The sequence below is a fragment of the Campylobacter sp. P091 genome (assembly GCF_002138935.1).
GTDB classification, from domain to species: Bacteria; Campylobacterota; Campylobacteria; order Campylobacterales; family Campylobacteraceae; genus Campylobacter; species Campylobacter devanensis.
The window spans coordinates 32,204-48,614 of sequence record NZ_MJKZ01000008.1 but is presented as its reverse complement, the minus strand read 5'-3'; the positions used below and the strand labels follow the sequence as shown (position 1 = coordinate 48,614).

Genomic DNA, 16,411 nt, shown 5'->3' with positions numbered 1-16,411 from the left:
TTATTTTTATCATATGCATTGCTTATGGTATAAGATGTTATCTTTATTTTGATTAGCTGAGATTCTTTTATAGAATGTTTAATAACAGTTGGTATTGTTTATGACACATATAATGGTTTTATTTAAAAAATGGTAATTGGTATGAAACACAAAAAGGCTTTAGTAGAGTATTGCCTTAATGGTTTTCTTAATGTATATAATGATATAGTAATTAAATTAACTACTTAGCCACCACCGACAAATTCAACAATTTCGATTTTCATCTGATCTTTTAGTTTGAATTCATTCCAGATAGTCCGTGGGACTATCTGCATATCAACTTCGGCAGCAACTCTATTGCTATCATAGTTTTGAGATTCTATGAGCTGAGCTAGATTGATATCATCAGCGATATTAATTAGATTCGAGTTTAGCCAAATTTGCATTACTTCTCATCCATTGCATAGGTTGTACGATACTCTTCGTAGCTACCTTTAAAGTCTATAATTTCACCATTACCTTTTAGGTGTAATATTCTATTGGCAAAGGCATCAATTAACTCCCTATCGTGGCTTACACAGATACAACTACCACTAAAGTTATATAACGCTTCACCTAAGGCAATGATAGCTTCTAGGTCTAGATGGTTATTTGGCTCATCTAAGATAAGTAAATTCGCCCTTTGTAGCATAAGCTTAGATAGCATTAATCTATGCTTTTCTCCACCGCTTAAACTTCCTACTTCTTTTTCTTGTTCAGTTCCACTAAATAGCATTCTACCTAAGCATTTACGGATCTCATCTAGGTCTTTATTTTTGCTATCTTGTAGCCACTCATATAGTTTTAATGTTCCAGTAATTTTATTTGAGCTATCTTGTGCAAAATATCCTAACTCTATTGTTGCTCCAATATGCACTTTACCGCTATCTGCTTCTAACTCGCTCATTAAAATCTTGCATAAAGTAGATTTACCTACGCCATTGGTTCCGATGATTGCGATTTTATCACCTTTATTCATTTTAAAATTAAAATTATCTAAAATCACATTATCATCGAATTTTTTATTTATTGCAGTTAATTCTATTAACTCATTGCCAATTTCACGATTAGTTCTAAATAAAATACTAGGATCACGGCGGCTAGATATTTTAATCTCATTGATTTGGAGTTTTTCAAGCTGTTTGGCTCTACTTGTGGCTTGTTTAGCTTTGCTGGCATTAGCACTAAATCTAGCTATAAATTTCTCAAGCTCTTCACGCTCTTTTAGCTTCTTATCACGCTCCATTTCAGCTTGTTTAGCGACTAAATTTGCAGCGATATACCAGTCGTCATAATTACCGCTAAATTCTCTAATTTGCTTAAAATCAACATCTAATATATGAGTGCAAACTCGGTTTAAAAAGTGTCTATCGTGGCTGATGACAACTAGCGTGCCTTCGTGGTTGATTAACTCTCTTTCTAACCAAGCGATAGCATCGATATCAAGGTTGTTTGTCGGCTCATCAAGAAATAAAATATCAGGCTTAGGAAATAGTACTTGAGCTAATAAAATCTTAACCTTATCGCTACTTTCAATTTCGCTCATTAATTTATCATACTCATGTAGGCCAAGTGAGCTTAAGATCTTTTCTATTCTGGTTTCATACTCATATGTTGGGTCCTCTTCGGCAGTGATGATCTCAAGTTCGCTTAAACGCTCATTGATTTCATCTGTGAATTCTTGGCTTAGATATAATTTTTCTTTCTCTTTTATCGCATCATATAGTCTTTTGTTTCCCCATAAAACAGCGTCTTTTAAGCTGAAGTCTTCAAAGGCGAATTGATCTTGGCCTAAGACGCCGATTTTTTTGCCTGATTCTATGATGATATCACCGCTAGTGTGTTCTATTTGGCCGCTTAAAATCTTTAAAAATGTAGATTTTCCAGCACCGTTTGCGCCGATTAGGCCATAGCGATTGTGCGAATTTAGCTTTAAATTCACATCTTCAAATAGTAGCTGAGAGCCAAAACGGTGTGTTAAGCCTTTGATTTCAACCATTACTATTCCTTAATGCAAGTCAGCATTTAGCTTAATAGCTCTTTTACTAATGCTAGCTGTGATTTGACCTGTTTGGCTATTTTGGCGATAGTGAATTCCATTTAGATTGGCTAGTTCAAGTGCTTTATATATCTCTTTATCAAATTTAAACCCTGGATTTACTTTTTCAAGAGCCTCTTTATCGCTTATATATATTTTTGTACCCTCAAGAATTGCTATACCAGCATCTATGATACAATCATCGCCAAGAGGTACGCCAGTTACTGAATTAGCACCTAAAAGGCATCTTTTACCTACGCTAATTGGATTGCCATTTGTGCCACTTAGTACGCCTAAAATACTCGCACCACCGCCTACATCGCTTCCATCTCCTACGCTTACAGAGCTTGAGATTCTACCTTCTACCATTACTGATCCAGTTGTTCCAGAGTTGAAGTTGATATATGAAGCGCCTGGCATTACTGTTGTGCCTGGTGCTAGGACCGCACCCATTCTTACTTTTGCACTATCTAAGATTCTAGTATTATCGCTTGGTATTATATGATTTAAGTAGCGTGGGAATTTATCTACGCTTACAATATTTGGATACCAGCCTTTCATCTTTAGCCAAATTTCATTCTCTCTTAAATTGTCTAATTCGTGTGGATTGCCATCACTATCCCAGGCTAAATTTGGCAATAGGCCAAAGGCTCCATTAAGATTTAGTGATCGAATTTCGGCTTTATTTAGTGATAGTAGATATAGTTTTAGATAGACAGCTTCAACGCTTTTTGGCGCATCATCGCTATATAAAAATGTTACTATAAACTCAACATCATTTTCCATCTCGCCATCATTTAAAATTTCATCTATTACGAGTAGATTTTGAACATTTTTGTGTTTATCGCCTTCGCATTCATCTAGTAAAAAATCAAATATATTAAGCGCATCAGCTGTAATAGCTGAGTTAATCGGTGCTACAAATTCACTCCCACTATTATTGATTTTTATACCATTTTTTTCAATTGCCCAGCTTAATACAGCTGCACTTCCATAATTTTCATTCATATTTACTACTGCGTAATTTACGCTGATTGTTTTGGCTGATTTACCTTTTATGCTTCTACCGATTGCAAATGCAATTGGATCTTTATAGCCAGCTTGAGAACGAATCTCATCGGTAAATTTTTTTAAATCATTTAAATTTTTAATATTCATAATCTTTCCTTTTATTTAATTAAATTGACTCTTTATCCATCATATCTTTGTAGCTACTTAGAGCATTTTTACGCTCTTGTAGATAGCTATTTAGTTTTGGCTTGCTTTGTTGTATAATTAGTTCAAAATCATCTTGACTTTTTATTCCATCTTCGCCAAATTTATCCAAAAGTACATTTGAATTGCCTACTAAGGCTAAATATTTTTGGTTTTCGTAGTTTAGTAAAACTACTTTATTTTGGGCATCTAATGACTTTTCATAAAGGACATCTACACTCTCATTGCTCCAATCAAAGTTACTTATAGAAGCTGTAGTATCTTGAAAATTTGAAGCGGTTTGATAGTTTGAGTTTGCTTGCAAATTTGGTGAGGATTGAAAATCTTGAGCTGTTTGATAACTTTGTGCCGATTGTGAATTTGTAGTATTTTGATGATTTTGTTCTATTTGAAAATCAGCGGCTTGATGATTTTGCGATACTTGTGGATTTGGTGTAGCAATATCAAATGGTTTTGGATTTGGCGTAACTTTTGGTGTATTTATAGTAGTTTTAGTAGTTTGTATGCTTTTGGCTTGTTGATTTTTTTTTGTATATTTAGCTTTGATAAACATTAAAAAAACAAAGAGTGTAAATAGAACTAAAATTACTATAATGTAGTTTGTATACATATCATCACCACTATCTTTTTTGGTCGGGATATTAGCTAGTGGATTTTGTTCTTTTGGTTGAGTGTTTGCAACTTGTGTTGGTTTGATATTTTGTGCTGATTGAGCAGTTTTTTCTATAGCTGACTGATTGGTAGATTTAATTGGGATTTGTGGTGTTACACGAATTCTAAGACCAAATTTATCGCTAGTTTTAGAGGCAACTATAGAGATTGGCTTAGATGATTTTAGCTGCAGTGTAGCACTATTATTAGCTGAGGTAATTAAAATATTTTGGATAATATTTGATTTTATCTGCTTACTTACTTGACCTTTTAAAGATAGATCGCTTAGGATGATATAGGTTAAATCAGCGTTATTTTGTTGTTTTATAGTGCCATCATATGGAGCATCAAAACTAAGCATAATATCGATACGCTCATCACGTTCATATATATTGTGAGTAAGTAAATTTGCTGCCCAAATTGGCAGAGCTATAAATACTAAAAGCCAAATTTTCATATTAGCTCTCTTCTAAAATATTGGATTACAGATTTAGAATCTAATATCTCATTTATACGGATTGCCAAGTTTTTTTCATACACCATTACCTCGCCCTTGCCAAATATTCTATTATTGATGTATAGTTCTACGCTTTCACCAGCTGGTTTATCTAAATCTATAACTGAACCAACATCAAGTCGTAAAAGCTCACGTACGCTAATAGTAGTCATACCAAGATCACTAATAAACTCTACGCCAATATCTAGCAACTCATCGTAGTCACGAAATAATCCATTTTGGTTTGTATTTGTCTCGTTCATACTTTTTTATAGCCTATTTTGAAAGTTTTATTTTTTATTTTAAAGATATGAGATTTTTCAAGTCTAACTGGAAATCTCTCGACTTTGCCTAGAAATTCAGGTGTACCAAGCCTATAAATTCCATCATTATTATCACTTAAGAGATGCTTGGCATAACCTACGATTTGATTAGCTACCTCTCTGCTTAAATCGCCTAAATCAGTCTTTTTAGCCTCTTCAGTGTTAAATAGTTTATCTACAAAAAGCTCTAAAGTCTCTTTTTTAAAATATAGATAAAATTGAAACTCTATATCATCTTTATATAAGGGAATACTAGCACCATATAGGTCTTTTCCTAGACTTTTTCCCTCTTTGATCTCGTAACCAAATACATCAGTGCAAAAGTGTCTAGTAGCATAATTGATAGCATTTAGCATTATAATCTCCTTAAGTTTTGGCTAATATTATACAAAATTTAGCTTTAAAAGAGTTTATTTGACTAAATTCTGACTGATTTTAGTTTGAAATTTAGCCAAATTGTGTAACTATTCAAATAACTCTTTTATCTTTTGATGTGCGGTTTGTGGGTCAAATTTGCTTGTAATCTCTACAATTTTTGTGCCTATAATTGCGCCATCTGCATACTCTTTAGTCTTTTTAACATCGCTTGAGTTTTTAATCCCAAATCCAACTGCAACTGGTAAATTGGTATTGTCTTTTATAAACTTAATCATATCTTTGAGTCTATCTAGTGAGCTTTGTTCGCCACCTGTTACGCCAAGAGAGCCAACAGCATATATAAATCCACTAGAGCCGCTTAGAATCTCTTTTGAGCGTTTAGTGCTTGTAGGGGCAATAAGGCGAATTAAGCTAATGCCATATTGCTGACATTTAAGAGCAAACTCGCAGCTCTCCTCATAAGGCATATCAGGTACTAAAATTCCACTAATACCACACTCTAAACTTTGGCGTAAAAATTTATCTTCGCCATAAGCTAAAATAATATTGTAATATACTAAAAATACCAATGCTTTAGAGGTTTTAACACCTTTTAGCATATCAAAAACTTTTGTTGTATTTACTCCGTTATGGCATGCTTGAAATGCTGCATTGGCTATAAGTTTGCCATCTGCTAAAGGATCAGAATAAGGTATTCCAATCTCAATTATATCAAGCACGCTATCATCAAGTAAATTTAAAAACTCTTTGCTGTATTTTAAGCTAGGATATCCAGCTACAATGTAGCCGATATTTGCTTTTTTGCCTTTAAAAGCATTTGCTATCTTATCCATATATTGTTCCTTTTTTATAATCCATTATAGTATGCATATCTTTATCGCCTCTACCACTTACATTTACTACAATATTTGAGCGTTTTTGTAGTGTAGGGCAGAGCTTATCTAAATAGGCTAGGGCGTGTGAGCTCTCAATAGCTGGTATTATCCCTTCTAATTTTGATAGCAATCTTAGGGCATTTATGCACTCATCATCACTAACAGCGTAGTAGCTCACTCTACCTATATCTTGTAAATGCGCATGCTCGGGCCCAACACCTGGATAATCAAGCCCAGCACTGATACTATGTACTGGCAAAATCATCCCAAATTCATCTTGTAAAACGATGGTTTTCATCCCATGGATTATGCCATCAGCGCCCTTAGTTAGAGTCGCTGCGTGGTATTTAGTCTCTATACCAAGCCCAGCGGCTTCTACGCCTATTATATTTACACTTGGATCATCTAAAAAAGCTGAAAATATACCTATAGCATTACTCCCACCGCCCACGCAAGCGATGATATAGTCAGCTTTTACGCCTTTTTCATCTAATTGTGCTTTGGCTTCAGTGCCGATTATGCTTTGGAAATCTCTAACGATTTTTGGGTATGGATGAGGTCCAACAGCTGAACCAATCACATAAAATCTTGTTTCTATCTCATTTACCCACGCTTGAATAGCTGCCGTGGTGGCCTCTTTAAGCGTGCCAAGTCCATCGCTAATAGGAACTACATTAGCCCCTAAAAGCTGCATTTTATAGACATTTAGAGCCTGTCTTTTGGTATCGCATTCACCCATATAAACATCACACTCCAAGCCTAAAAGCGCCGCCGCAGTCGCAGTAGCCACGCCGTGCTGACCAGCGCCTGTTTCGGCTAAGACCTTCTTTTTACCCATTTTTTTGGCAAGTAAAGCTTGGGCTAGGGCGTTATTGATCTTGTGAGCTCCTGTGTGATTGAGATCTTCTCTTTTTAGATAGATATCATGCCCATAATGCTCGCTTAGCCTTTTGGCGTGATACAATGGGCTTGGCCTGCCTACATAATCTCTTAAAAGCTCATTTAACTCAGCCTTAAACTCATCGCTACTAGCTATTTTTTCATAAGCAACTTCTAACTCATTTAATGCGCTCATCACGGTTTCAGGGACAAATTGGCCACCATATTTACCAAAATAGGCTTTTGCGTTCATATTAAATCTCCTAAATTAACTATTTTTAAAATTTCATATATCTTTTTGCTATCTTTAAACCCAAACTCATCTTCTATTTTGCTATTTATATCAATTAAATTTGGTTTAAGCTTCATAGCTTCTTTTAAATTTTCTACACCGATTCCACCGGCTAAACCAAATTTGATATCTAAATTTTTTAGTAAATCCCAATTAAATTTAACCCCATTTCCACCCTTTTTTTCACCTTTTGTATCAAATAATATTTTATCATAGCTCCCATTAAGCTCTGGCAACGATTCACCCACGCTAAAAACTTGCCACACCTCACAATCAAATTTGGCTTTATCATTTACTTTTTCATAGATTTGAACGGCGTCTAAATTCGCTAAATTCACTATCTTGGCTATCTTATCAAACTCAATCCCAGCAAATACTCCAACAACTTTTATACCAAATTTATGAGCCAAATCAGCAATATTTTTAGCCATTTCTAAACTAACTTGCCTTTTGCTCTGAGCAAAAATAATCCCGATGAAATCCACCCTTTGAGCGTCAAATTCGCACTCGCATACGCTTTTGGCTTCGTTTAAATTTTTGATACCGCAAATTTTGATTAATGGCTTCATCTTATATCCTTTTTGATGATATAAAGATACTCTGTCACATATAAATCTCTTGAGTTTAAATTTCTACTAGCTCTGTAAGTTGGGTATTTGATCTCTACCTTATCAACCTCGCCAATTTTTGCTAAATTTATCAAAAAATCATTCATACTGATAAAGCCATCTGAGTTAAATGAGATGATTAGATATTTGGCTTTAAATTCGCTTAAAAGGTTGAAAAATTCATCGCTTGCTTTAGCTTTTTTATTATATTTTGAGCGGTTCCAGTCGTTTGGTATGCCACTAACTTTGCTGATTTGCTCTATATTTGGAGCTTTAAAATCGCTAATTAAATTTAACATAAAGTAGTTTGACCCATAAGGATGTTGATTATAAGGTGGGTCAAAATAGGCTATATCAACTTTTGATATGGATTTGGCGAATTCTAAAGCGTCATTTTGGAAAACCTCAAATTCACTTTGAAAATTTGAAAAAATCGGCATTTTTAGCTCTATTTTGCCTAGAATTCGCCTCAATGCATTTTCGCCCTGTCCGCCGAATTTACCAACGCCATCTTTGTCTTTATAAAATCCTTTGAAAACCCCACCGGTATTAGAATGGATAGAGGCTTGGCTAAGCAGCGGGGCGATAAAATATTTTTGAAATTCAGTTGGAATTTTAGATATTTCATCTCTTAAACCGCCTAAAATTAACGCATTTTGCCTAGAGTAAAAAACTCTTTCATTTTTTTGGATATTTTCATCATTTTTTGGGGCGTAAAGTTCGCTTATAAAGCTCTCTTTTGGGGTGAAATTATTTTGAATTTGAGTAAAATATTTAGATAGATTATCTATCAAATTTGGATTGGAATTTGATAGATAACATGAGTTTATAATGTATGAGTATCTCTCTAAATCATTGGCAAAGATTACGCTAGAATAGGATTTAGCAGCTCTTGCGACTATGCCGCTACCACTAAAAACATCAGCAAATGATATCTTGCTTTTGGCAAGATTATTTTTGATATCAGTTATCACTTTGGTGATATTTGATAGGAGTGAGCGTTTATTACCTAGATAGCTGATTAATTGCTCACTTAGATACTCTTTATTTTCTTTCATTTACTGCCTTTTAATATAGCTTTGATAAAACTCCCAAACCTTGCCAGATTTAATCGCATTTAAGATTATATCCTTAGCTTCTAGTGGAGAGTTGGCGCCATCTGCTGTATATAGAGCAAACATCGCATTTAAAAGTACTATATCAAATTTTGGCCCACTAAGCTCGCCTTTTAGCGTGGCTTTTAAAATTTCGGCATTGTAACTAGCATCGCCACCGGCAATATCAGAGTGAAATGCCCTTTTAAAGCCAAATTGCTCTGGCGTGATCTTATATTCTAGTATTTTGCCATCTTTGACTTCGTGGATTAGAGTCTCATCGCAAAGTGTTATCTCATCCATAGAGTCCATTCCATGGACTACGATAGCGTGTTTTCTACCTAAATTTAGTAAAGTAGCTGCGATTAACTCATTAACTTCTTCAAGGTAGTTGCCTACTACTTGATTGCTAAGGCTTAAATTTGGATTTAGAAGTGGGCCAAGGATATTAAAGACCGTTCCCACGCCAAGCCTTAATCTCACATCACGCACGCTAGCTGTAATAGGGTGAAAATATGGAGCATGAAAAAAGGCTAAATTTTGGTTATTGAGTTTAAATTTTAAATGCTCGATATCGCTACCAGGATTTATGCCTATTTGGCTTAAAACATCGCTACTACCGCTTTTGGAGGTTATGGCTTTGTTGCCGTGTTTGGCTACTTTGATACCCAAAGATGCTAGTATGAAGGCTGTTGTTGTGGAGATATTTATCGTTTTTAGGCCATCGCCACCTGTGCCTACTATATCCATCATTTTGGAGTTGTCACTATATGTAGTTGAGTATTTTAGTATATTTTTCACAAGTGCTGCTAAACTATCTGGATATAGGGATTTTTCGCTTATTAAAACTAGTAAAGCCCCAAGCTGGACTTCATCATAATTTTTCTTATAAATCTCTTTGCATATTATCTCATAATCCTTGCTATCAAGGGCAAAGCCCTTTTGGAGCTTGGTAAGAAATGGTGCGAAATTGGCTTTTTTAGGCTCTTCATTATCTTTTTTATTTAGTGAGACGAAGTTTGCTATTATCTGTTTGCCATATTGGCTAAAGAAACTTTCAGGGTGAAATTGTATCCCAAAAATTTGATTTTTACTATCTTCTAACGCCATCAAAACCCCATCGCTGCTATAAGCTGTGGCTTGCAAGTTTGGTGGTAGATTATCTACATATAAAGAGTGGTATCTCATCACGCTAAATTCAGTTGGTAAGCCATTAAATATAAGACTGTTTTGCTGGATATGAATTTGGGATATTTTGCCGTGTACTGGGGTGTCAAGTACCTTGATATCAGCACCATAAACTAGCCCGATAGCTTGATGCCCAAGGCAAATTCCGAGTATAGGAATGCCTAAATTCGCCCTTAAAATATCTAAGCAAACGCCACTATCTTTAGGGTGTTTTGGCCCTGGGCTTAGGATAATTTTAGATGGATTTAAGGTTTTGATCTCATCAATTGTGATCTCATCATTTCTAACGCATTTTATAGACTCATTAGTTGTATCTAAGATATATTGATAGATATTATAGACAAAACTATCATAATTATCAATCATTAAAATCATTATTTATCCCTTTTGGTTGCGTATTGTTCGAAGATTTTTAGACAACTTTTGCGTTTGTTACAGATCTCTTCATACTCATTTTGGGCTATACTATCCCATACGATTCCAGCACCAGCACCGATAAATACACGATTTGAATCTGAATTTGGTACAAATATAGCTGAACGAATCAAAATCGCCATTTGCATATCGCCATTAAAATGCCAAAATCCAATCCCGCCACCATAAATTCCACGGCTATGCTCTTCAAGCTCATTTATAATCTGCATCGCTCTTATCTTTGGGCTACCGCTAAGTGTGCCAGCAGGAAATATCGTAGCGATCGCATCCATCGCTGATGATGAGCTTTTAAGTTCTGCGTATATATCGCTTACGATATGCATTACACTTTCATAAAGCTTAATATGTATAGGATTTATCACTTTTACGCTACTTGGAAGTGCGAATTTGCCTATATCATTTCTAGCTAAATCAATTAACATTCTATGCTCACTAAGCTCTTTTTCATCATTTAAAAGCTCATTTTTTATAATTTCATCTTCATTAGCATCTCTCCCACGCTTTTTGGTTCCGGCAATTGGGCTTGTGTGGATAATGCCCTTTTTGATCTCTACTACTAGCTCTGGGCTACTACCTACGATGGTGCCAAATTCACTTGGGTAGTAAAACATATATGGGCTAGGATTTTGTGATTTTAAAATTTCATAAAATTCAAGCGGATCAAAATCGCTTTGTAGCTCTAAAGTTTTGGATAAGACTACTTGGAAAATATCACCATTTTTTATATAATTTTTAGCCGTTTCAATCATCTTTAAATAGTCGGCTTTTTGGCTATTTAAGTCGCTTTTGATGGTATAAAAATAGCTTTTATCTGATTTAAGTGGCTTAATATCTTTAAGATTATTAAAGTAGTTGCTATCGCCATAAAAGCTATAAATTTTACTCTGTTTGTCATAGTGAAGATAGGCTCTAGCGTCGCTATAATGATATAATGGAAACTCATATAATGCGGGCTTAAGCTCGCCGATTTTTTCGAATTTATATACTGCTTCATAGCTTAAAACGCCAAAAAGCCCAGCGAAATTTGAGATTTTTTTGCCGTTTTTTATTCTATCATTTAATTTGCCAAAGTCATCTCCGCTGATATATTCACAATCAATTCCGATGATTGCTTGAGTCTCATCTTCGGCTAGATAGGATTTTGGATATTGGCGTAAAATTTCTTTAAAATATATGGTTGGATCATAGAGTAAAAGCATCTTATCTCCAAAAAGTTTTTTTAAAAAAATATTATACAAAAAATTTTCTTTATCAATCTTAAAATTTAGTATTTCAAAGCTAGATTTTATCTTAGGATTAATATAATTTCAAATCAAATTTAAGGTAGAAAAATGGTTGATGGATTTAGTGTGATTTTAGGCGATATGAGCCTTTTATGGGCGGTTGCTATTTTTGTCGCTATCGGTGTTGGTGTGGGGTGTATTAGTGGATTTTTTGGCATTGGTGGTGGGACAATTTTGGTGCCGATACTTTTAAATTTGGGTTTTGATATTAAAAGTGCGATTGGTATTAGTGTGCTTCAGATGTTTATGGGAGCGCTATTTGGTAGCTATGTGAATTACAAAAATAAAAAATTGGTTTTAAATGATGGGATTGTGGTTGGTATCGGCGGACTTGTGGGGGCGAGTTTTAGTGGATTTATAGTATCGATTATGCCTAGTATCGCTTTGAAATTCGTGGTGTTATTTATGTTAATGGTGGCGATAATTAAATTTTTTCAAGCAGATGTGAAAAATGATAATCCTAAAGAGATATCTAAATTTATAATGTTTGGCGTAGGGCTTTTAGTAGGTGCTGTGGCGATATCGGCTGGGATTGGCGGGGCGCTATTTTTAACACCGATATTTGTGGGATTTTTAAAAATGGATATCAAAAAAGCTATATCAATTGGGCTATTTTTTGTCATATTTAGCTCATTTTCTGGGCTTATAAGCTTAGCAAATGTGGGACTTGTGGATTATAAAAGTGGATTTACAATTGGAATTGGATCTATAATTGGGGTATATTTTGGTGTAAAATTTGGCCATAAAGTTGATAAAAATATTCAAAAAAGATTGGCGCTTGGCTTATATATAATTATGTTTATTTTAATGGTTAAAAATATACTATTTTAATCAACTTTTGTGGCTAAATTCGGGCTAAAATCCATTTAAAATTTCAATAATTTTAGATATTATTTTAAGCTCAAAGCTATCTATAGCTTGAGTTTGAGAGTACTCAAAGCTAGATTTTTGGCTTTGTAGATTTAAATTTGTTTGATAATTATTGCTATCTTTAAGAGCGATTAAAAGCGAGGCTTGAGCATCGTAAAAATACTCATTTTCGTATCCACCACCAAAGCCGCTACCAAAGCCAACATGCCTAAATCCACCACTACCAAAGCCAAATTCCATAAAATTATTATTCTTAATATCGCTATTTTGGCGTAGGTAATTTAGCGTAATTTTAATTGTGATATCTGGATTTTTGGTAGCTTTTTTATAACCATTTTGGATTAGGGCAGAGCTTAGATTATTTTCAAAGTTTTCGCTGAAATTTTGTGAAGATATACTAAAGCTCTTGCCTTTTATATTTTCAGTGATAAAAATCGGATTAGAAGTTGAGAGATAACTAGTAAAAGCAGGGCTACTACAACCTAAAAATACCAAGCTAATTATAAGGCAAAAAAATATATTTTTCATCAAAATCCCCTAAAATAAATTTAGGTATTATACTATTTTTTCTCTATTTTTTGGTTTATGAAATAGACTAAAAACAAAACACTAAAGCTAATTATAAGCATAATCGCTGAATATATATGCGCAAGTTTATAATCCAATATCTCAACAGCCTCATAAATAGCGATACTAGCGACCTTAGTCTTGCCTTCTATGCTTCCGCCTATCATTAAAATCACTCCAAATTCACCCAAAGTGTGAGCAAAACTAATGATAATAGCGCTCAAAAGTGATGGCTTGATATTTGGCATAGCGACACGAAACAAGGTAGTAAGCTTACCTTTGCCAAGGCTATAACTAGCCTCTATAAGCGAATTTGGCAGGGATTTAAACCCTGATAAAATCGGCGAAAACATAAAGGGCAATGAGTAGATACAGCTAGCAATCACAAGGCCAGTAAAGTTAAATACAAGCCTAATATCAAAATATTTTTCCATAAATTCGCCCAAAAATGAGTATGGCGATAAGAGTATCAAGATATAAAATCCAAGCACCGAAGGCGGCAATACAAGTGGCAAGGATATCACGCTTTCTAAAACAGGCTTAAATCTAAACTCACATCTAGCAACGATATAAGCGAAAAATATAGATATGATAAAGAGTATAATTGTCGATATGAAGGCTAATTTAAATGACAATAATAGTGGCGTCCAATCTATCATATATCCACCTTTAAATTTGATATTTGTGTGCTTAGAGTGATGGTATCTCCGATTTTAAATTTATTGATATTTGTAGTTGGAATTTTATAAATTTGATTTGCGTATTCGCAGGTTATACTTTGGTTATTTATCTCTAAAATTGTAGCTAATAGATTGATATTTTGATCCAAATTTGAGCTTAAAAATAGCTCTTTTGGGGTGCCACTTTGGATGATTTTGCCATTGTCAATCTCATAAATATGGTTAGCGAGTCTATAAATTTCGTGTTTATCGTGGCTAACTAAGATTATACTCATATTATATTTTTTGTGAATTTGGCTTAAGTAGTCTTGGAGTTTAATGCGTAATTTCGCATCTAAAGCAGATAAAGGCTCATCTAAAAGTAAGATTTTAGGTCGCCTCATCAAAGCCCTTGCTAGGGCTGTGCGTTGCTTTTGACCGCCAGAGAGTGTGTGCGGATAGGCGTTTTGAAACTCTAAAAGCTCGGCTAATTCTAGTAACTCAGTAGCAAATTTAATATCATTTTTGGCAAATAGTAGATTTTGTATCACACTCATATTAGGAAATAGAGCATAATCTTGAAAAAGATATCCGATATTTCGCTTTTGTGGGGGTAAAAATATATCTTTGTTGTAATATATCACCCCATCACTGCTAATAACTCCGCTATCAGGCTTATCAAATCCAGCAAGTAGCCTTAATATCGTGCTTTTACCACTGCCACTTTTGCCATATAATGCGACAAATTCGCCATTATTTATCTTAAATTCAAGATCAAGCTTAAATCCATCAAAGGACTTTTGGCAGTGAAAATGGATCATAAATTCGCCTAATTAATCGCTTTATATCCAAATTTAACAAATATATCTTGAGCCGGTTTGCTAAGCAAGTAATCATAAAAATCTTTAGCTAATTTATTTTCTTTACCATGATTTAAGATTACCATTGCTTGATCTATACTAGTATGAAGTGAGCCATCTAAGATAGCATAATTTGTATATTGTAGCATCTGTTTGGCCTTCAAAGCACTAGCTGCGACAAAACCGATATCGCCAGCTTTTATAGTTTGATTTAGAGCATCGCCTATGCTATTTGCTTCAATGATTTTATCTTTAATCTCATCATAAATTCCAGCATTTTTAAATGCTTCTATCGTAGCAGCGCCGTATGGGGCGGTTTTTGGGTTGGCTATTATTATTGTTTTTATATCTTTGTTTTTTAATGAGTTTAGGCTTGGTTCATAGCCTCTAACACTCAAAATAGCCACGCTTCCGCTAGTGTAAATAGCAGGTTTATTAATGGCAAAACCATCTTTATATAGCGCATTAGCAAAATCCATATTTGCGCTTAAAAATAGATCAAAAGGGGCGCCATTTTTGATTTGGGCTACTAATTTACCGCTTGAGCCTAATGTTATGTTGATTTTAGCATCTGGGTGAAGTTTGATAAATTCGCTTTTTATCTCTTCTAAGACATAGGCCGTATTTGCCGCTGCGGCTACATTGAGTGTTGAAGCAAAAGAGCAAACTACAAAGGCTAAAAGTAGAAAAATTGATCTCATATTTATTCCTAATATTATAAATTTATACTTATAATTATATGAAAAAATAGTAAATAAATGGATATTTATAAATATAAATTATATATTTATATTTTAAAAAGTTAGCAATTACTCTTGCTTGGCTAATACCAAGCAAGTAATAAACTAAGCCTGTGTCGCTATGATAATATGGCTAGCTTTGATAAATAACTCAACTTCATCGCCGACATTGATTCTCATATCTTGGGCCGATTCGTTAGTGATGATAGCGTGTATTGTCTGATTATTGCCTATATTTACGGTGATTTTGGCATTTACTGCACCTATTGTAGCTTTAGCTACTTTGCCTTTTAGCTTATTTGATGCAGAAATTTTAAGCTCATTATCATCGCTTTTAGCTAAAATTACGCTTGAAGCTTTAAAGATAAATAAAACCTCTTTGCCAACTTCTAAATTTAACTCTTTTTGGCTATCTATTGTGATTATGGATTTTAGCAATGTTCCATCGCTTAATTTAGCTGTGATTTGCGCATTTACTGCGCCGATATTTATATCTGTGATTGTAGCTTGAAGTTGATTTTTAGCGCTTAACTTCATATTGTTCCTTTTTAGATTATTTATGGCGTGAATATCTGGATTGCTACAGATTTCATCTAATAAATTATTTTGAATTTTTAAAATCGCCTCATACACATCTATAATATCTTTTGCATATGCACTAAGCTCACTACCACTATTTTTTCTCTTGCCATTTACCCTAGCAATTAATGGCTCTTTGGCTTTGGAGTTAAGTAGATCTAGGCAGTCCCAAGCATTTTTATACGAGATATCAACTGCATTTGCTGCTCTAGTGATGCTTTTGGTCTCATCTAGAGCCTTTAGAAGTTTGATATGCTTTGGTAAAAGGGCTACTTCATCATCTAAAAATAGCTCAAGATTTATCCTAGCTTTCATAAAAACCTCTTTTAAATTTATTTTTCTTTGGCGTATTATAATATTTTA

General features: G+C 34.2%; 18 protein-coding genes. 1 reads left to right on the top strand and 17 read right to left on the bottom strand.

What is annotated here, in order from left to right:
* Positions 1-224: 224 nt before the first annotated feature.
* From thiS to CIGNP91_RS07720, 12 genes are all read right to left on the bottom strand, one after another.
* Positions 225-425: a sulfur carrier protein ThiS gene (gene thiS, locus CIGNP91_RS07775; RefSeq protein WP_086227335.1), complete on the bottom strand. Its 201-nt coding sequence runs from the start codon at positions 423-425 to the stop codon at positions 225-227.
* A complete protein-coding gene (locus CIGNP91_RS07770) occupies positions 425-2,017 on the bottom strand; it encodes an ABC-F family ATP-binding cassette domain-containing protein (protein ID WP_086253828.1) in 1,593 nt (530 codons plus the stop codon). Before CIGNP91_RS07770 ends, thiS begins: the two co-directional genes overlap by 1 nt.
* Positions 2,018-2,026: 9 nt before the next feature.
* Positions 2,027-3,214 carry a tetrahydrodipicolinate N-succinyltransferase N-terminal domain-containing protein gene (locus tag CIGNP91_RS07765; protein WP_086253827.1) on the bottom strand — a complete coding sequence of 396 codons (1,188 nt, stop codon included), beginning with the start codon at positions 3,212-3,214 and terminating at the stop codon, positions 2,027-2,029.
* A gap of 19 nt (positions 3,215-3,233) precedes the next feature.
* Positions 3,234-4,379, bottom strand: a complete 1,146-nt coding sequence (locus tag CIGNP91_RS07760; RefSeq protein ID WP_086253826.1) for a hypothetical protein — start codon at positions 4,377-4,379, stop codon at positions 3,234-3,236.
* Positions 4,376-4,681: a flagellar motor switch protein FliN gene (gene fliN / locus CIGNP91_RS07755; RefSeq protein ID WP_086225501.1), complete on the bottom strand. Its 306-nt coding sequence runs from the start codon at positions 4,679-4,681 to the stop codon at positions 4,376-4,378. The genes CIGNP91_RS07760 and fliN overlap by 4 nt, the downstream gene beginning before the upstream one ends.
* Positions 4,678-5,097 (bottom strand): restriction endonuclease, encoded by a 420-nt coding sequence (locus CIGNP91_RS07750; RefSeq protein WP_086225500.1) that lies wholly within the window; start codon positions 5,095-5,097, stop codon positions 4,678-4,680. The genes fliN and CIGNP91_RS07750 overlap by 4 nt, the downstream gene beginning before the upstream one ends.
* A 108-nt stretch (positions 5,098-5,205) precedes the next feature.
* Positions 5,206-5,952 carry a tryptophan synthase subunit alpha gene (trpA, locus tag CIGNP91_RS07745; RefSeq protein ID WP_086253825.1) on the bottom strand — a complete coding sequence of 249 codons (747 nt, stop codon included), beginning with the start codon at positions 5,950-5,952 and terminating at the stop codon, positions 5,206-5,208.
* The gene (gene trpB / locus CIGNP91_RS07740; RefSeq protein ID WP_086240856.1) at positions 5,945-7,126 is read right to left on the bottom strand and encodes a tryptophan synthase subunit beta; all 1,182 of its coding nucleotides are present in this window, start codon (positions 7,124-7,126) and stop codon (positions 5,945-5,947) included. The genes trpA and trpB overlap by 8 nt, the downstream gene beginning before the upstream one ends.
* A complete protein-coding gene (locus CIGNP91_RS07735; protein ID WP_086253824.1) occupies positions 7,123-7,734 on the bottom strand; it encodes a phosphoribosylanthranilate isomerase in 612 nt (203 codons plus the stop codon). The genes trpB and CIGNP91_RS07735 overlap by 4 nt, the downstream gene beginning before the upstream one ends.
* Positions 7,731-8,831 (bottom strand): DNA adenine methylase, encoded by a 1,101-nt coding sequence (locus tag CIGNP91_RS07730; protein WP_086253823.1) that lies wholly within the window; start codon positions 8,829-8,831, stop codon positions 7,731-7,733. Before CIGNP91_RS07730 ends, CIGNP91_RS07735 begins: the two co-directional genes overlap by 4 nt.
* A complete protein-coding gene (trpD, locus tag CIGNP91_RS07725) occupies positions 8,832-10,430 on the bottom strand; it encodes an anthranilate phosphoribosyltransferase (protein ID WP_086253822.1) in 1,599 nt (532 codons plus the stop codon).
* Positions 10,430-11,689 carry an anthranilate synthase component I family protein gene (locus tag CIGNP91_RS07720; protein ID WP_086253843.1) on the bottom strand — a complete coding sequence of 420 codons (1,260 nt, stop codon included), beginning with the start codon at positions 11,687-11,689 and terminating at the stop codon, positions 10,430-10,432. Before CIGNP91_RS07720 ends, trpD begins: the two co-directional genes overlap by 1 nt.
* 132 nt (positions 11,690-11,821) lie before the next feature.
* Here CIGNP91_RS07720 and CIGNP91_RS07715 point away from each other — a divergent pair, with 132 nt between their 5' ends.
* The gene (locus tag CIGNP91_RS07715) at positions 11,822-12,604 is read left to right on the top strand and encodes a sulfite exporter TauE/SafE family protein (protein ID WP_236848388.1); all 783 of its coding nucleotides are present in this window, start codon (positions 11,822-11,824) and stop codon (positions 12,602-12,604) included.
* Between the two features lie 24 nt (positions 12,605-12,628).
* Here the strand turns inward: CIGNP91_RS07715 and CIGNP91_RS07710 are convergent, their stop codons facing one another.
* From CIGNP91_RS07710 to CIGNP91_RS07690, 5 genes are all read right to left on the bottom strand, one after another.
* Complete coding sequence (locus CIGNP91_RS07710) at positions 12,629-13,171, bottom strand: hypothetical protein (RefSeq protein WP_086253821.1); 543 nt, start codon at positions 13,169-13,171, stop codon at positions 12,629-12,631.
* Between the two features lie 32 nt (positions 13,172-13,203).
* The gene (gene modB / locus CIGNP91_RS07705; RefSeq protein ID WP_086234020.1) at positions 13,204-13,869 is read right to left on the bottom strand and encodes a molybdate ABC transporter permease subunit; all 666 of its coding nucleotides are present in this window, start codon (positions 13,867-13,869) and stop codon (positions 13,204-13,206) included.
* Positions 13,866-14,690, bottom strand: coding sequence for a sulfate/molybdate ABC transporter ATP-binding protein (locus tag CIGNP91_RS07700; RefSeq protein WP_086253820.1), 825 nt, complete (start codon positions 14,688-14,690; stop codon positions 13,866-13,868). The genes modB and CIGNP91_RS07700 overlap by 4 nt, the downstream gene beginning before the upstream one ends.
* A gap of 8 nt (positions 14,691-14,698) precedes the next feature.
* Positions 14,699-15,430 carry a molybdate ABC transporter substrate-binding protein gene (modA, locus tag CIGNP91_RS07695; protein WP_086253819.1) on the bottom strand — a complete coding sequence of 244 codons (732 nt, stop codon included), beginning with the start codon at positions 15,428-15,430 and terminating at the stop codon, positions 14,699-14,701.
* Between the two features lie 144 nt (positions 15,431-15,574).
* Positions 15,575-16,363, bottom strand: coding sequence for a TOBE domain-containing protein (locus CIGNP91_RS07690; protein ID WP_086253818.1), 789 nt, complete (start codon positions 16,361-16,363; stop codon positions 15,575-15,577).
* Positions 16,364-16,411 lie beyond the last annotated feature (48 nt).

What these genes read in the sequence shown, in the direction of transcription:
- thiS (WP_086227335.1), bottom strand. Translation starts at nt 425, where the DNA reads ATGCAAATTTGGCTAAACTCGAATCTAATTAATATCGCTGATGATATC.
- CIGNP91_RS07770 (WP_086253828.1), bottom strand. Translation starts at nt 2,017, where the DNA reads ATGGTTGAAATCAAAGGCTTAACACACCGTTTTGGCTCTCAGCTACTA.
- CIGNP91_RS07765 (WP_086253827.1), bottom strand. Translation starts at nt 3,214, where the DNA reads ATGAATATTAAAAATTTAAATGATTTAAAAAAATTTACCGATGAGATT.
- CIGNP91_RS07760 (WP_086253826.1), bottom strand. Translation starts at nt 4,379, where the DNA reads ATGAAAATTTGGCTTTTAGTATTTATAGCTCTGCCAATTTGGGCAGCA.
- fliN (WP_086225501.1), bottom strand. Translation starts at nt 4,681, where the DNA reads ATGAACGAGACAAATACAAACCAAAATGGATTATTTCGTGACTACGAT.
- CIGNP91_RS07750 (WP_086225500.1), bottom strand. Translation starts at nt 5,097, where the DNA reads ATGCTAAATGCTATCAATTATGCTACTAGACACTTTTGCACTGATGTA.
- trpA (WP_086253825.1), bottom strand. Translation starts at nt 5,952, where the DNA reads ATGGATAAGATAGCAAATGCTTTTAAAGGCAAAAAAGCAAATATCGGC.
- trpB (WP_086240856.1), bottom strand. Translation starts at nt 7,126, where the DNA reads ATGAACGCAAAAGCCTATTTTGGTAAATATGGTGGCCAATTTGTCCCT.
- CIGNP91_RS07735 (WP_086253824.1), bottom strand. Translation starts at nt 7,734, where the DNA reads ATGAAGCCATTAATCAAAATTTGCGGTATCAAAAATTTAAACGAAGCC.
- CIGNP91_RS07730 (WP_086253823.1), bottom strand. Translation starts at nt 8,831, where the DNA reads ATGAAAGAAAATAAAGAGTATCTAAGTGAGCAATTAATCAGCTATCTA.
- trpD (WP_086253822.1), bottom strand. Translation starts at nt 10,430, where the DNA reads ATGATTTTAATGATTGATAATTATGATAGTTTTGTCTATAATATCTAT.
- CIGNP91_RS07720 (WP_086253843.1), bottom strand. Translation starts at nt 11,689, where the DNA reads ATGCTTTTACTCTATGATCCAACCATATATTTTAAAGAAATTTTACGC.
- CIGNP91_RS07715 (WP_236848388.1), top strand. Translation starts at nt 11,822, where the DNA reads ATGGTTGATGGATTTAGTGTGATTTTAGGCGATATGAGCCTTTTATGG.
- CIGNP91_RS07710 (WP_086253821.1), bottom strand. Translation starts at nt 13,171, where the DNA reads ATGAAAAATATATTTTTTTGCCTTATAATTAGCTTGGTATTTTTAGGT.
- modB (WP_086234020.1), bottom strand. Translation starts at nt 13,869, where the DNA reads ATGATAGATTGGACGCCACTATTATTGTCATTTAAATTAGCCTTCATA.
- CIGNP91_RS07700 (WP_086253820.1), bottom strand. Translation starts at nt 14,690, where the DNA reads ATGATCCATTTTCACTGCCAAAAGTCCTTTGATGGATTTAAGCTTGAT.
- modA (WP_086253819.1), bottom strand. Translation starts at nt 15,430, where the DNA reads ATGAGATCAATTTTTCTACTTTTAGCCTTTGTAGTTTGCTCTTTTGCT.
- CIGNP91_RS07690 (WP_086253818.1), bottom strand. Translation starts at nt 16,363, where the DNA reads ATGAAAGCTAGGATAAATCTTGAGCTATTTTTAGATGATGAAGTAGCC.